At 67.0% G+C, this 15,754-nt stretch carries 9 protein-coding genes; 3 read left to right on the forward strand and 6 right to left on the reverse strand.

Translation table 11 applies throughout. The features are described from left to right. Positions 1-8: 8 nt before the first annotated feature. From BTO20_RS19325 to yajC, 5 genes are all read right to left on the reverse strand, one after another. Positions 9-533 (reverse strand): adenine phosphoribosyltransferase, encoded by a 525-nt coding sequence (locus BTO20_RS19325; RefSeq protein WP_197514967.1) that lies wholly within the window; start codon positions 531-533, stop codon positions 9-11. A 23-nt stretch (positions 534-556) separates the two neighbouring features. Next, a complete protein-coding gene (locus tag BTO20_RS19330; protein WP_198343989.1) occupies positions 557-2,266 on the reverse strand; it encodes an ABC transporter substrate-binding protein in 1,710 nt (569 codons plus the stop codon). A 5-nt stretch (positions 2,267-2,271) separates the two neighbouring features. Then, a complete protein-coding gene (secF, locus tag BTO20_RS19335) occupies positions 2,272-3,570 on the reverse strand; it encodes a protein translocase subunit SecF (RefSeq protein WP_087077883.1) in 1,299 nt (432 codons plus the stop codon). A gap of 4 nt (positions 3,571-3,574) precedes the next feature. After that, complete coding sequence (secD, locus tag BTO20_RS19340) at positions 3,575-5,383, reverse strand: protein translocase subunit SecD (RefSeq protein WP_087077884.1); 1,809 nt, start codon at positions 5,381-5,383, stop codon at positions 3,575-3,577. A 72-nt stretch (positions 5,384-5,455) separates the two neighbouring features. Continuing rightward, positions 5,456-5,821 (reverse strand): preprotein translocase subunit YajC, encoded by a 366-nt coding sequence (gene yajC, locus BTO20_RS19345; protein WP_087077885.1) that lies wholly within the window; start codon positions 5,819-5,821, stop codon positions 5,456-5,458. Between the two features lie 274 nt (positions 5,822-6,095). On the opposite strand from yajC, the gene gabT reads away from it, so the two are divergent. Further along, positions 6,096-7,436 carry a 4-aminobutyrate--2-oxoglutarate transaminase gene (gene gabT, locus BTO20_RS19350; protein ID WP_087082379.1) on the forward strand — a complete coding sequence of 447 codons (1,341 nt, stop codon included), beginning with the start codon at positions 6,096-6,098 and terminating at the stop codon, positions 7,434-7,436. Here the strand turns inward: gabT and BTO20_RS19355 are convergent. Next, positions 7,433-8,071: a hypothetical protein gene (locus BTO20_RS19355; protein ID WP_087082381.1), complete on the reverse strand. Its 639-nt coding sequence runs from the start codon at positions 8,069-8,071 to the stop codon at positions 7,433-7,435. The two genes, gabT and BTO20_RS19355, sit on opposite strands and share 4 nt — an antisense overlap. Positions 8,072-8,384: 313 nt before the next feature. Between BTO20_RS19355 and car (BTO20_RS19360) the strand changes: the two genes are divergently transcribed. Further along, positions 8,385-11,897 carry a carboxylic acid reductase gene (gene car, locus BTO20_RS19360; RefSeq protein WP_087082383.1) on the forward strand — a complete coding sequence of 1,171 codons (3,513 nt, stop codon included), beginning with the start codon at positions 8,385-8,387 and terminating at the stop codon, positions 11,895-11,897. A gap of 193 nt (positions 11,898-12,090) precedes the next feature. Beyond that, positions 12,091-15,648, forward strand: coding sequence for a carboxylic acid reductase (car, locus tag BTO20_RS19365; protein ID WP_087077886.1), 3,558 nt, complete (start codon positions 12,091-12,093; stop codon positions 15,646-15,648). Positions 15,649-15,754: the final 106 nt, after the last annotated feature.

Genomic DNA, 15,754 nt, shown 5'->3' on the forward strand with positions numbered 1-15,754 from the left:
GATATCTCTCAGACCGTGTGCAGGCTGCTAACCGGCAGGGGTGCCACCGCGCCGCGGCCGCGCAATTCGGTCAACTCCAGTACCACCGCGGCCCCGGTCACCCGGGCGCCGCTGGCCGTGAGGAGCTTGACCGCGGCTCCCAATGTCCCGCCGGTGGCCAGCACATCGTCGATGATGACAACGTCACGCCCGGCGATATCAATCCCCTCGGCGGGGATCTCCAGGGTCGCCGTGCCGTATTCCAGCTGGTAGGTGGCACTGTGCACCGGCGGCGGCAGCTTTCCGCCCTTGCGCACGGCGAGCACACCGATGCCCAGCCGGGTCGCGACGGCCGCGCCCAGCAGGAAGCCACGTGCGTCCAGGCCGGCCACCAGGTCCGCCCCGGCAGCGCTGGCCGCGAGCGCGTCGGTGACCGCGCAGAGCCCGGCGGCGTCGGCGAGCAGCGGCGTCAGGTCCTTGAACTGCACACCGGGCTCCGGAAAATCGGCGACCTCCCGGGTCATCGACGCCACCAGCCGTGAAATATCGGAGATCTGAGGCCGTTCGCGATCGCCGGTCACTTCGACAACTTCCAACGGTCCATGTTCCAGCCGGCACCCCAGCGGGTCGGATTGCTGCTCACGGCGTACATCTTGGTCGATGTCAGCACCGTGCGCTGCTGCCGGTACAGCGGCAGCGTCGGCATGTCGCCCCACAGGATGGGCGCGCCCTCCCCGACCAGCCGCGTCAACTCCTTCGGGTCGGTCGTCACGGCCAGCGCGTCGATGATCCCGTCGACGCGTTCGTTGTTGTAACCGGGCAGGTTGTTGCCGTTGCCGCCGTGCAGGGCGTACGCGTCCATCGCCGAGGACCCCGACGAGCCGCTGCCCGTCGCCCCGCCTGTGCTGGCCAGCAGCACGTCGAATTGGTTGTTGCGCAACGCGACCGGTCCTGCCGTTTCCGAGCCGGCGTCCTGCACCGTGATACCGGCCGGTGCGCATGCTTTGGCGATCGCGCCTACCGTCGCGGCCAGCCGTGCGTTCGGTGTCTGGTACCCGATGCGCACGGTCAGCGGCTGGTTGTGGATCTCGGCGCGGGCGGCGTCAGGGTTGGCGACGGTGAACTGTCCCGCGTCCGCGGCGCCCTCGGCCGCACCGAAGGCGTCGTCGGCGGCCGGGCTGAGCCGTGAATTGGCGATCGGCATGGCGGCATTGCGGGCGATGACGTCACGCGGCGTGCACAGCGCCAACGCGCGCCGGGCCGGGGTGGCCGCCAACGGGCCTCCCGGCGCGAAGATCAACTGCTCGATCCCCGCCGACGGGGTGTCGTTGCTGACGTAGTCGTCGGGCAGGTTGAGCACCCCCGACGATCCGGTGGCGATGTCGACGACGTCGAACGAGCCCTTGTTGACCCGCTCCTGGATGTCGGCACCCCGCGGCCACACCGTGACCTTGTTGGTGATGGGCTTTGCGCCCCACCACTTGTCGTTGGCCACCAGCGTCACGACACCGTCGTTCGACACCGAGTCGAGCCGATACGGCCCCGAGGACGGGAAGTGCTTGAGGTCCGCGTCGGGTTTGAGGTCCCACGTGGTGTTCCAGGCCTGCGCGATGCGGTCGACCGTGGGCGTATCACCGGTCTGCAGTGCGGTGGTGACGCCGCCCTCGACGAGTCCCAGTTCATCGGCGATGATGTGCGACGGCATCATCGAGGTCGCGGTGAACAACTGCGCGTAGTCGACGAACGGGCGGTCCTGCGCGAACGACACCCGGGCCTTCTTCTGCCCCGGCGCGCAGTCCACCGTCGAGATGTCGCGGTAGCCGGCCTGACTGGCCGCATCAAAGCCCGCGAACCGGCCCGACTGGGCTGCCCAGGCGAGCACCAGATCGTCACAGGTGATCGGTTTGCCGTCCGAGTACACCGCTTTGTCGTCGATGACGTAGTCGAGCACCAGCGGGGCGCGTCCCACCACCGACACCGACCCGAAGTCGTGATCGGCGACGACCTGCCCGTCAGGTCCGTGGTAGGAGAAACCGGTCAGCGTGCGGGCGAAGGCCTGTGGCCCGGCCGACGCCGCACCGGCGACGGTGTTGGTGTTGTAGGTGGGCAGCGTGCCGTCGACCGCATAGTCGATCGCATCGGCCGAGCTCCCGCCACAGGCCGACACCCCGACGGCGGCCAGCAGTGTCACCACCGCCGCCCCGGCAAGTCGCGCCCCTCGCGTGCGCAGAACCTGTTTTGCTCCTCGCGTGCGCAGAACCTGGCCGGTGGCCCCCCACTGAGCCATCCGGACTACCGCCGGGTGTTTCGCTTGCCCGACGGGCGACCCGTTCGCGCCGTCGGTCGCGACGGCCGCGCTCCGGCCGCGGGTTTGGCAGGAGCCGTCGAACTCGCCGACGCCGACACGGTCTCCTCCGCATCGTCGGCGTCGTCGGCACCGTCCGCCTCGGTGTCCTCGGCGGCGGCCTTGGTGGCCGACTTCTTGTCGGCCTTCGCGGCGGCCGGGTTGCGGCGGTTGAGCACCTTCTTGGTGTGCCGGCGCACCAGCTCGGTGCGTTCCCGCAGGGACACCAGCAGCGGCGTGGCGAAGAAGATCGACGAGTAAGTACCGACGATCACGCCGACCAGCTGCACCAGCGCCAGGTCCATCAGGGTGCCGACGCCGAGCAGCCACACCGCCACCACGATCAGCGCCACGATCGGAAGCACCGAGATCAAGCTGGTGTTGATCGAGCGCATGAACGTCTGGTTCACCGCGAGGTTGGCCTGCTCGGCGAACGTGCGTCGGGTGGTGTGCTCGAAGCCGTGGGTGTTCTCCTCGACCTTGTCGAAGACGATCACGGTGTCGTAGAGCGAGAAGCCCATGATCGTGAGCAGGCCGATGACGGTTGCCGGGGTCACCTCGAACCCGACCACCGAGTACACGCCTGCGGTGACCAGCAGGTCGAAGACCAGCGACGCCAGTGCCGACAGCGCCATGTACTTCTCGTAGCGCCAGGTGATGTAGATGGTCGCCAGCACCAAAAACACGATCAGCGCGATGATCGCCTTCTGGGTGATCTGGCCGCCCCAGGTCTCCGACACGGCCGAGTCGCTGATGACCTGCTTGCTGGGCTTGCCGTCGCTGCCCTTCGGGTGGAACGCGTCGAACAGGGCGGTGCGCAGCTTCTCGGTGTCCTGGTTGGACAACGTCTCGGACCGGATCTGAACCGTGGCCGAAGACCCGTTGCCCACCACGACCACCGATTCGGGGTTGCGGCCCAAGGTCTTGTTGAAGACGTTTTCCACCTGCTGGGTGCTGATCGTGCCGGACTCACCGGCCGACGGCATCGAGACCTTGGTTCCGCCCTCGAAGTCGATGCCGAAGGTGAATCCGCGCACCACGATGCTGACGATCGCGATGGCGACGATGACGCCGCTGATGATGTACCAGAACTTGCGCCGGCCGACGACCTCGAAGGCGCCGGTACCCGTGTAGAGCCGGACGAAGAATCCGTGCTTGGGCAGCGCCGCCGAGGACGCCTCGATGCTGGGTGCTTCGACGGCCGTCGTGGTGTCGTCGTCGGTGTCGGTTGAGTGCTTCGCAGCCATGTCTCTATCCCCGTCCCGCTGTTGCGTGCGCGGCTTCTCGGCGTTCCCGGGCGATCTGCTGCACCGCACCGAGACCGTTGAGCGCCGGTTTGGCCATCGTCGGCGACTTCGACGCCAGGTACACCAGCGGCCAGGTCACCAGGAACACCACCACGAGGTCGAGCAGCGTGGTCAACCCGAGGGTGAACGCGAAGCCCTTCACCTGCCCGATGGCCAGGACGTACAGCACCAGAGCGGCCAGGAACGTCACCGCGTTGCCGGACACGATCGTCTTTCTGGCTCTCGCCCAACCGCGTGGAACCGCCGACCGGAACGAACGGCCTTCGCGGATCTCATCTTTGATTCGTTCGAAGAACACCACGAACGAGTCGGCAGTGGTCCCGATACCGATGATCAAACCGGCGATGCCCGCGAGGTCGAGCGTGTATCCGATGTATCTGCCGAGCAAAACCAGGATCGCGAAAACCATTGCGCCCGAGGCCACGAGTGACAGCGCCACCAGCAGTCCCAGCACTCGGTAGTACAGCAGCGAGTACAACAGCACGGCCGCCAGGCCGATCGCACCGGCGATCAGACCGGCCCGCAGCGAGGACAGCCCCAGGGTCGCCGAGACCGTCTCGGCTTCCGAGGATTCGAACGACAGCGGCAGGGAGCCGTACTTGAGCACGTTGGCCAGCTCACGCGCGGAATCATTGGTGAACTTGCCGGTGATCTGGGTGCGGCCGCCGGGGATCGCCTCGCGGATCTCCGGGGCGCTGACCACCCGAGAGTCGAGGGTGAAGGCCGTCTGGGTGCCGACGTTGGCCGCGGTGAAGTCGGCCCAGGTCTTGGCGCCGCCGCTCTTGAACTCCACGTCGACGACGTACTGGCCCTGCTGCTGATCCAGCCCCGAGGTGGCGTTCTGGATCTCCTCGCCGCTCATGATCGACTTGTTGAGCAGGTAGACCGTGGAACCGTCGGTCGAGCAGGTGACCAGCGGCAGGTTCGGATCGTCGTTGCCCGCGAGCACGTCGTCCTCACCGCAGCGGGTGGCCTGGAACTGCAGCGCCAGGATCTGCACCGACTGATTGGTGCTCTGCCGCAACTGCTTCTCGTCGGCGATGCGCTGCGCGAGGTCGCCCTTCGCGTCACCGGGTGCCGGCGCGGGCGCCGGAGCCGGAGGTGCCGGTGCAGGCGCGGGTTCTCCGGGCGTGGGCGCCGGGTCCCGCGGGTACGGCCGCGGTTGCGGTGCGGGCTGCTCGCCTGCGCCCGGCGCAGCGGGTGCCTGCGCGGGCGGTTCGCCGGGCTGCCCGGCAGGTGGCTCACCTTGCGGCGCCTCACCGGGAAGCGCTCCCGGGGCGCCCGGCGCTCCGGGAGCCGGTGCAGTACCTGGCGCGCCGGGTGCCGGTGGCGCACCTGGCGCCCCGGCCGGCGGCTGCGCCTGCTTGGGCTGCGCCGGCATCGCGTGGATGACCGGACGGATGTAGAGCCGGGCGGTCTGGCCCAGGTTGCGCGCCTCGTTGCCGTCGTTGCCGGGCACCGTGATCACCAGGTTGTTGCCGTCGATGACGACCTCGGACCCGGACACACCAAGACCGTTGACGCGCGCACCGATGATCTGCTGCGCCTGCGTCAACGCCTCACGGGTGGGTGCCGAGCCGTCCGGGGTGCGGGCGGTCAGCGTCACCCGGGTCCCGCCCTGCAGGTCGATGCCGAGTTTGGTCTTGGCCTGCTTGTCACCGGTGAGGAACACCAGCAGGTACACACCGATGAGCAGAACCAGGAAGAGCGTCAGGTAGCGGGCAGGGTGCACCGGCGCCGAAGACGATGCCACGTTTCTAGGGTCTCCTTGAGATCAGTTCGTCAGCACCGCAAAGGGTACGTGCTGGTCCTGGGTGGTCGGCTGTCAGTCTTTCTTGAATCCGTCGTTGTCGATGACGGCGGTGCTCTCGGTCAGCTCGGTGGGGGCCGACGACACCTCGGGCTTCGCGACGTCATCGGTGGCGTCGTCGGCGTCGGTCTCGATGCGGTCCCGGACGGCCAATTTCATCCAGGTGGTGATGACGCCGGGGGCGATCTCCAGGTGGATGTTGTCGTCGGTGATACCGGTGATCGTGCCCTGCAGGCCCGACGTGGTGTGGATCCGGTCGCCGACCTGCAGCGAGTTGTGCAGGTCGATGGTCTTCTGCATCGCCTTCTTCTGACGTCGCGACGCAAAGAACATGAACGCGCCCATGATGATGAGCAGCGGAAGGAAGATGGCTATATCCATGACAGCACTGTCTTTCGTATCGAATCGTGTGATCTTCGGCTCCGGACCGGCAGGTCACGGCACCTCATAGGGGACCAGTCTGCCATTGCGGCCATCCGCTGACGCGGCCCCCGTCGCCCGAACCGCGCTTAGCGGGGCTAAGTTCCGGCTTGGACGCGTCACGTCGGACCCCCGCCCGCAGTGCCCAAAAGCGACTGTCGGGCACACCGGGACGACTAGGCTCGGAGTCGCTCTAATCCGTCCGCGCCGCCGCCGTCGTTCGCAGGAGTCAGTGTTGAGCCATCTCGAGCAGAGCCGTCATCTCGCCACCACCATCCCGGGCCCCAAATCGCAGGCCCTGATCGACCGGAAAGCCGCAGCGGTGAGCCGCGGGGTGGGCACCACGATGCCCGTCTACGCCATCCGGGCCGGCGGTGGCATCGTCGAAGACGTCGACGGCAACCGGCTCATCGACCTGGGCTCCGGCATCGCGGTCACCACCATCGGCAACGCCTCACCGCTGGTGGTCGACGCCGTCGCGGCCCAGGCCGCCAACTTCACCCACACCTGTTTCATGGTGACCCCCTACGAGGGCTATGTGGCCGTGTGCGAACAGCTCAACCGGTTGACGCCGGTCGCAGGCGACAAGCGCTCCGCGCTGTTCAACTCGGGCTCCGAAGCCGTCGAGAATGCCGTGAAGATCGCGCGGTCCTATACCCATAAACCGGCCGTCGTGGCGTTCGACCACGCCTATCACGGCCGCACCAATCTCACGATGGCATTGACGGCCAAGGTGATGCCCTACAAGCACGGCTTCGGGCCGTTCGCCCCGGAGATCTACCGCGCTCCGCTGTCCTATCCGTTCCGCGACGCCGAGTTCGGCAAGGAGATGGCCACCGACGGCGAACTCGCCGCCAAGCGGGCGATCGATGTGATCGACAAGCAGATCGGCGCCGACAATCTGGCGGCGGTCCTGATCGAACCGATCCAGGGCGAGGGCGGCTTCATCGTTCCCGCCGACGGCTTCCTTCCGGCCCTTCTCGCCTGGTGCCGCGCCAACGACGTGGTGTTCATCGCCGACGAGGTGCAGACCGGGTTCGCCCGCACCGGTGCGATGTTCGCCTGCGAACACGAAGGCATCGACCCCGACCTGATCATCACGGCGAAAGGCATCGCCGACGGCATGCCGTTGTCTGCCGTGACGGGCCGCGCCGAGATCATGAATGCGCCGCACGTGTCGGGACTGGGCGGCACCTACGGCGGCAACCCTGTTGCCTGCGCGGCCGCGCTGGCAACGATCGAGACGATCGAGAGCCAGGGCATGGTGGCCCGGGCCCAGCAGATCGAAGCGCTGATGAAAGACCGGCTGGGGCGGTGGCAGGCCGAGGACGACCGCATCGGCGATGTCCGGGGCCGCGGCGCGATGATCGCCATGGAACTGGTCAAGGCCGGCACCACCGAACCCGATGCCGACCTGACCAAAGCGTTGTGCGCGGGGGCGCACGCTGCCGGGGTGATCGTGCTGACCTGCGGCACCTACGGCAACGTGCTGCGTTTCCTGCCTCCGCTCACGATCAGCGACGAGCTTCTCGTCGAGGCTCTCGACGTACTCGAGCTGATCCTGCGCGATCTCTAATGCGCGTGGGTGTGACGCCTGCCGAACATGCCGCCCCATCCCCGGTGCTCACGCGCTTCCCGGTGCTCACGCGCGACCGACGTGTCCGTAGCCGGTACCTCGGCAGCCGGTGCTGCAGTGGCGACCGGTTCAGCCATGACGGGCCGCCGTGCATACGCCACGTCACGCACACTGCGCAGCGACAGCCGGCCGAGGGCAATGGCGCCCAGGAACACGATCACCGCGCCGAGACCGGAGAAGTAGGCCAGTTCCAGCGCGACACGTTTGGCGTCGGTGACCGCCACCGGAGCTCCGGCGTCGCCGATGGCCAACACCCCGGTCAGCGACCGGCCGATGACAAACCAGGCCCCTGCGATGACGGCAAGCCAGCCGCCGAGCATCGCCGTCGCGCGGTTACCCGAGGTCAGCAACAGCAGTCCGCCGAGGGCCGTCACGGCTCCCGGCAACACTTCGAGCCAGCCTCTGGCCGTCGTCCACATCCAGCCCTGATCAGGCGTGAACGCGAAGTCGATGTACGGGCCGATGAACGGAATCAACGCTCCCCACGCTCCCAGTAGGACCAGCAGTATTCCGCTGGCCGCCCCTCGACTACGCGGCATGCGCATCCGGCCTCCGCGGGTATCGAATTCGGTCATGATGCCTCCTTTGACGAAGCAGGGGGTACCCATCCGTCGCCGGGCTGTAACGCCGTTTGGATGACGCTGCTCTCGAGCGAGGTGGCGGCCGGGGCGCCTGAACACCGACCGATGGCATTCCGGCAAATATCGTGACCCCGCTCACAACCCGGCAGAATTGTGGCGCTTCCGGGGCGTTTTTCACACACTCACAGCAAATTGACAGGCCCTGAGCTGGCCATCCGGAAATAAGTTTAGTTCCACTAACGTAGTAGTTGGTCGAGCGCAACGTCGCGCCAATTTGATACGTAGCTATTTGCAAAGAGGGATGCTGATGACGACTGATACCCGTGAGGAGCGGCTCGAGCGCCGCATCGCTGACTTGGTCAGCACTGATCCGCAGTTCGCCGCCGCCGCGCCGAGCGAGACCGTGAGCGCCGCCGCCGACGCCGAGGGCCTGCAACTGCCGCAGATCGTCCAGACCGTCCTGCAGGGCTACGCCGACCGACCCGCCATCGGCGAGCGCGCCGTCGAGTTCGTCACTGACCCGCAGACCGGCAGGACCAGCGCACAGCTTCTCCCCCGCTTCGACACCATCACCTACGGACAGGTGTGGGAACGGGTACGGGCATTGGCCAGCGCCCTGCATCAGGCCGGGGTGGCCGCGGGTGACCGGGTCAGCATCCTCGGCTTCGCCAGCGCCGACTACACCGTCGTCGACACCGCACTGGGCCAGCTCGGAGCCGTCTCGGTGCCGCTGCAGACCAGTTCGTCAGCATCGGCCCTGGCGCCGATCGTCGTGGAGACCGAACCCCGCGTGATCGCCGCGAGTGTCGACTACCTCGACGACGCCGTCGAACTCGCACTCACCGCCTACGCTCCGGCCAAGATCGTGGTCTTCGACCACCACATCGAGGTCGACGACCACCGCGACGCCGTTGCCGGGGCCAGTGCGCGGCTCGCCGAGGCGGGCAGCCCCATCGTCGTCGAGACCCTGGCCGACCTCATCGCGCGGGGCACCGACCTGCCGCAGGCCCCCGGCCCCGAGGCCTCCGACGAAGACCCGCTGGCCCTGCTCATCTACACCTCGGGCAGCACCGGCGCCCCCAAGGGCGCGATCTATCTGCAGAGCGCTGTCGCCAAGTTCTGGCGCCGCAACTCCAAGGCCTGGTTCAGCCCGACCGCCGCGTCGATCAACCTGTGCTTCATGCCGATGAGCCACGTGATGGGCCGCGGCATCCTGTACGCGTCGCTGGCCTCCGGCGGCACCGCCTACTTCGCCGCCCGCAGCGACCTGTCGACGCTGCTGGAAGATCTGGCGTTGGTCCGGCCCACCGAACTGAACTTCGTGCCGCGGGTCTGGGAGATGATCTTCAGCGAGTTCCAGAGCCGGGTGGATCACCGACTCGACGGTGCCGCCGACCGCGCCGCCGTCGAGGCCGAGGTGATGGCCGACATGCGTGAGAATCTGCTTGGCGGACGCTTCATCTCAGCGATGACAGGCTCAGCTCCCATCTCCGCCGAACTGAAATCGTGGCTGGGCGATTTCCTGCAGCTGCATCTGCTCGAGGGCTACGGGTCGACCGAGGCCGGCATGGTGCTCTTCGACGGCGTGGTGCAGCGCCAGGCAGTGATCGACTACAAACTGGTGGACGTTCCAGACCTGGGCTACTTCAGCACCGATCAGCCGCATCCGCGCGGCGAGCTGCTGGTGAAGACCGAGAACCTGTTCCCGGGCTACTACAAGCGACCCGAGGTCACCGCGAGCGTGTTCGACGAGGATGGCTTTTACCGGACCGGCGACATCGTGGCCGAGGTCGGTCCCGATCAGCTGACCTACGTCGACCGCCGCAACAACGTGCTCAAGCTCGCTCAGGGCGAGTTCGTCACGGTCGCCAAGCTCGAAGCGGTGTTCGGCAACAGCCCGCTGGTGCAGCAGATCTACATCTACGGCAACAGCGCGCGGCCGTACCTGCTCGCCGTCGTGGTCCCGACGCCGGAGGCCCAGGCGCGCTACCAGCCCGCCGAACTGAAGACCGCGATCGCTGAGTCACTGCAGGACGTGGCCAAGGCCGCCGATCTGCAGTCCTACGAGATCCCCCGCGATTTCCTGGTGGAGACAACGCCTTTCACGCTGGAGAACGGTCTGCTCACGGGCATCCGCAAGCTGGCGTGGCCGAAGCTGAAGGCGCACTACGGCGATCGGCTCGAACAGCTCTACACCGACCTGGCCGACAGCCAGGCCAACGAGCTGCGCGAGCTCCGGCAGAACGGCGCCCAGGCACCGGCCCTGGAGACGGTCAGCCGGGCCGCCGGAGCCCTGCTGGGCGCGTCGTCGGCCGATCTGCAGCCCGATGCACACTTCACCGATCTCGGCGGAGATTCCTTGTCGGCGTTGACTTTCGGCAATCTGCTGCGCGAGATCTTCGAGGTCGACGTGCCGGTGGGCGTGATCGTCAGCCCGGCCAACGACCTGGCGGCCATCGCCGCCTACATCGAGGCCGAGCGCTCCCCCGGCGCCAAGCGCCCGACGTTCGCGTCGGTGCACGGTCGGCATGCCGCCGAGATCAGCGCTGCGGACCTGACGCTGGACAAGTTCATCGACGCCGAAACGCTCGCTGCCGCACCGACATTGCCCAAGGCGGGTGCCGAAGTTCGCACGGTGCTGCTGACCGGTGCCACCGGCTTCCTGGGCCGCTACCTGGCCTTGGAATGGCTGGAACGCATGGACCTGGTCGACGGCAAGGTCATCGCCGTGGTGCGGGCCCGTTCCAACGAGGAAGCCCGCGCCCGGCTCGACGCCATCTTCGACACCGGCGACGCGAAACTGCTTGCCCACTACCAGGAATTGGCCGCCGATCACCTCGAGGTCATCGCCGGCGACAAGGGCGAGTCCGATCTCGGCCTGGACCGCGAGACCTGGCAGCGCCTGGCCGACACCGTCGACCTGATCGTCGACCCGGCCGCCCTGGTCAACCACGTGCTGCCCTACAGCGAGCTGTTCGGGCCGAACGCCCTGGGCACCGCCGAATTGATCCGCATCGCCCTGACCACCAAGATCAAGCCGTACACCTACGTGTCGACGATCGGTGTCGGCGATCAGATCACGCCGGGCAAGTTCGTCGAAGAAGCCGACGTCCGCGAGATGAGCGCGGTGCGCCGCATCGATGACTCGTACGCCAACGGCTACGGCAACAGCAAGTGGGCCGGTGAGGTCCTGCTGCGCGAGGCCAACGATCTGTGCGGCCTGCCGGTGGCGGTGTTCCGCTGCGACATGATCCTGGCCGATACGACGTACTCGGGTCAGCTGAACCTGCCCGACATGTTCACCCGGATGATGTTCAGCTTGGTGTCCAGCGGTATCGCTCCGGGCTCGTTCTATGAGCTGGGCGCCGACGGCAAACGGCAGCGGGCGCACTACGACGGTCTGCCGGTGGAGTTCATCGCGGAGTCGATCTCGACCCTGGGTGCGCAGGCAGTCGAGAACTTCGAGACCTACCACGTGATGAACCCGTACGACGACGGTTTGGGCATGGACGAGTTCGTCGACTGGCTCATCGAAGCGGGCTACCAGATCGAGCGCATCGCCGACTACGGCCAGTGGTTGCAGCGGTTCGAAAGCACCCTGCGCGCGTTGCCGGACAAGCAGCGTCAAGCCTCGTTGCTGCCGTTGCTGCACAACTACCAGAAGCCGGAGCGTCCGATGCTGGGTGCGCTGGCGCCGACCGATCGGTTCCGGGAAGCCGTGCAGGAAGCCAAGATCGGGCCCGACAAGGACATCCCCCACGTCTCGGCCCCGGTCATCGTGCAGTACATCACCAACCTGAAGCAGCTCGGCCTGCTCTGACCACCATCCGTACAACGCCCTCGCCCTGTCCCCGGGCGGGGGCGTTGTCGCATCTGGAGGTGACGCGAGGTGACGAATCTCGCACCGCAGCAGCCTGGACAGTCGAAATATATTTAGTTTTACTAACGTAGTATTTGGTAGACGCATCAAGCGTCGGCTACCACAAGATTTGATTTGCTCAGGGGACTTGATTATGTCGAATGAAACCCGTGAAGAACGGCTCGAGACCCGACTCGCCGCCCTTTATGCCAACGATCCGCAGTTTGCCGCCGCACGGCCCGACGAGGCCGTCAGCACCGCCGTCGACCGTCCTGGCCTGCGCCTGCCGGCCATCGTCAAGGAAGTCATGGCCGGCTATGCCGACCGCCCGGCCCTCGGAACCCGCGCCGTCGAGCTCGTCACCGATGCCAACGGCCGCACGTCAGCCCAGCTGCTGCCGCGCTTCGAGACCATCACCTACCGCCAGCTCGGCGACCGCATCCAGGCCGTCACCAACGCCTGGCACAACCATCCCGTCAAACCCGGCGACCGGGTCGCCATCCTCGGCTTCACCAGCGTGGACTACACCACCATCGACGTCGCGCTCATCGAACTCGGTGCGGTCTCGGTCCCGCTGCAGACCAGCGCACCCGTCACGCAGCTGCGACCGATCATCGCCGAAACCGAACCCAAGGTCATCGCTTCCAGCGTCGACTTCCTCGATGACGCCGTCGCACTGATCCAATCCGGACCTGCCCCGGCGCGCCTGGTGGTGTTCGACTACCGTCCCGCGGTCGATGACCAGCGGGAGGCGTTCGAGGCCGCCAAGGCCGCCCTCGCCGGCACCGACATCCAGGTCGAAGCCTTCACAGACGTCCTCGACCGCGGCCGCAGTCTCGCCGACGCACCGCTGTACGTGTCCGGTCAGGCCGACCCGCTGACCCTGCTCATCTACACCTCCGGCAGCACCGGAACACCCAAGGGCGCGATGTACCCGGAGAACAAGGTCTCCACCATGTGGCGGATCGCGTCCAAGGCCAGCTGGGACGAGAACCAGAGCGTGCTGCCCGCGATCACGCTGAACTTCATGCCGATGAGCCACGTGATGGGCCGCGGCATCCTGTACGCCACGATCAGCTCCGGCGGCACCGCCTACTTCGCCGCCCGCAGTGACCTGTCGACCTTCCTGGAGGACCTGGCCCTGGTCCGGCCCACGCAGCTGAGCTTCGTGCCTCGCATCTGGGACATGCTGTTCCAGGAGTACCAGAGCCGGTTGGATCAGCGCGACGCCGATGTTTCTGCGGACGCGAGGAGCACCAATGTGTCTGCGGACGCGAGGAGCACCAATGTGTCTGCGGACGCGAGGAGCACCAATGTGTCTGCGGAAGAGCAGGTGCTCGCCGAGGTGCGCCAGGACCTGCTGGGTGGCCGGTTCGTCTCAGCGATGACAGGCTCGGCCCCGATCTCGGCCGAGATGAAGGCCTGGGTGGAGCGGCTGCTGGAGATGCACCTGTTGGAGGGTTACGGCTCGACCGAGGCCGGCTCCGTCTTCGTCGACGGGCACATCCAGCGCCCACCGGTGATCGACTACAAATTGGCCGACGTGCCCGAGTTGGGCTACCTCGGCACCGACCGGCCGCATCCGCGCGGCGAGCTGCTCGTCAAGTCCGAGCAGATGTTCCCCGGCTACTACAAGCGCCCCGAGATCACCGCCGAGATGTTCGACGCCGACGGCTATTACCGCACCGGCGACATCGTCGCCGAGATCGGCCCGGACCAGGTCGAGTACCTGGACCGGCGCAACAACGTCCTCAAGCTGTCGCAAGGCGAGTTCGTCACGGTGTCCAAGCTGGAGGCCGTATTCGGCGACAGCCCCCTGGTGCGGCAGATCTACCTGTACGGCAACAGCGCCCGCGCGTACCTGCTGGCCGTGGTGGTACCGACCGATCCGGCCGTGTCGAAGCAAGCGATCAGCGACTCCCTGCAGGACGCGGCCCGAGCCGCCAACCTGCAGTCCTACGAAGTTCCGCGGGACTTTCTCATCGAGACAACACCTTTCACGCTGGAGAACGGTCTGCTGACCGGTATCCGCAAGCTGGCCCGGCCGAAACTGAAGGCGCACTACGGCGATCGGCTCGAACAGCTCTACACCGATCTCGCCGAAGGGCAGGCCAACGAGCTGCGCGAACTCCGTCGTCACGGCGCTGACGCTCCCGTTCTCGACACCGTCAGCCGCGCCGCGGGCGCCCTGCTGGGCGCCTCGACCGCAGACCTGCGGCCCGACGCCCACTTCACCGATCTCGGCGGAGATTCGTTGTCGGCGTTGACCTTTTCGAACCTGCTGCACGAGATCTTCGAGGTCGACGTGCCGGTGGGCGTGATCGTCAGCCCGGCCAACGACCTCGCAGCCATCGCCGCCTACCTCGAGGCCGAACGGCAGGGCTCCAAGCGGCCGACATATGCGTCGGTGCACGGGCGCGACGCCACCGAAGTGCATGCCGCGGACCTGACGCTGGACAAGTTCATCGACGCCGCGACCCTGGCCGCCGCACCGGCATTGCCCAAGGCTCCGGCGGAGGTTCGCACGGTGCTGTTGACCGGCGCCACCGGCCTCCTGGGGCGCTATCTCGCCCTGGAGTGGCTGGAACGCATGGACCTGGTCGACGGCAAGGTCATCGCGCTGGTTCGGGCCCGCTCCGACGAAGAAGCCCGCGCCCGGCTCGACGCCATCTTCGACACCGGCGACGCGAAACTGCTTGCCCACTACCAGAATCTGGCCGCCGATCACCTCGAGGTCATCGCCGGCGACAAGGGCGAGTCCGATCTCGGCCTGGACCGCGAGACCTGGCAGCACCTGGCCGACACCGTCGACCTGATCGTCGACCCGGCCGCCCTGGTCAACCACGTGCTGCCCTACAGCCAGCTGTTCGGGCCGAACGCCCTCGGCACCGCCGAACTGATCCGCATCGCCCTGACGACGAAAATCAAGCCGTTCGTGTATGTTTCGACCATCGGTGTCGGCTGGGGCATCACGCCCGGTGAGTTCGTCGAGAACGCCGACATCCGGCAGATCTCGGCGACACGTCAGGTCGACGACTCGTACGCCAACGGCTACGGCAACAGCAAGTGGGCCGGCGAGGTCCTGCTGCGCGAGGCACACGACCTGTGCGGCCTGCCCGTCTCGGTGTTCCGCTGCGACATGATCCTGGCCGATACGACCTACTCGGGTCAGCTGAACCTGCCCGACATGTTCACCCGGATGATGTTCAGCCTGGTCGCCACCGGCATCGCACCCGGATCGTTCTACGAACTGGCCGCCGACGGCACCCGGCAACGAGCGCACTACGACGGCCTGCCGGTCGAGTTCATCGCCGAAGCGATCTCCACCCTCGGGGTGCGCGTGACGGACGGCTTCGAGACCTACCACGTGATGAACCCGTACGACGACGGCCTCGGTCTCGACGAGTTCGTCGACTGGCTCATCGAAGCCGGCTACCCCGTGCATCGGATTGACGACTACGCGACGTGGCTGCAGCGGTTCGACACCGCGCTGCGCGCCTTGCCGGACAAGCAACGTCAGGCCTCGCTGCTGCCGCTGTTGCACAACTACCAGCAGCCCAGCCGGCCGATGCTCGGCGCGGGCGCACCGACCGACCACTTCCGGGAGGCCGTGCAGGAAGCCAAGATCGGCCCCGACAAGGACATCCCGCACGTGACACCCGCGGTCATCGTCCAATACATCACCAACCTGCAGCAGCTCGGCCTGCTGTAACACGCTTCCTCACAAGGGAAGATCCCCTGAGCGGCCGCGGTCCCACCAGGACCGCGGCCAATCAGTCTCTGGCCGAGCAGACACCGCGGTACCGGAAACCCCGCGT

The sequence above is a fragment of the Mycobacterium dioxanotrophicus genome (assembly GCF_002157835.1).
In the GTDB taxonomy this organism is placed as follows: Bacteria; Actinomycetota; Actinomycetes; order Mycobacteriales; family Mycobacteriaceae; genus Mycobacterium; species Mycobacterium dioxanotrophicus.

Bases quoted from the DNA above. Each gene is read 5' to 3' on its own strand.
- car (WP_087077886.1), top strand. From the start codon at position 12,091: ATGTCGAATGAAACCCGTGAAGAACGGCTCGAGACCCGACTCGCCGCC.
- yajC (WP_087077885.1), bottom strand. From the start codon at position 5,821: ATGGATATAGCCATCTTCCTTCCGCTGCTCATCATCATGGGCGCGTTC.
- secF (WP_087077883.1), bottom strand. From the start codon at position 3,570: ATGGCTGCGAAGCACTCAACCGACACCGACGACGACACCACGACGGCC.
- BTO20_RS19355 (WP_087082381.1), bottom strand. From the start codon at position 8,071: ATGACCGAATTCGATACCCGCGGAGGCCGGATGCGCATGCCGCGTAGT.
- car (WP_087082383.1), top strand. From the start codon at position 8,385: ATGACGACTGATACCCGTGAGGAGCGGCTCGAGCGCCGCATCGCTGAC.
- BTO20_RS19330 (WP_198343989.1), bottom strand. From the start codon at position 2,266: ATGGCTCAGTGGGGGGCCACCGGCCAGGTTCTGCGCACGCGAGGAGCA.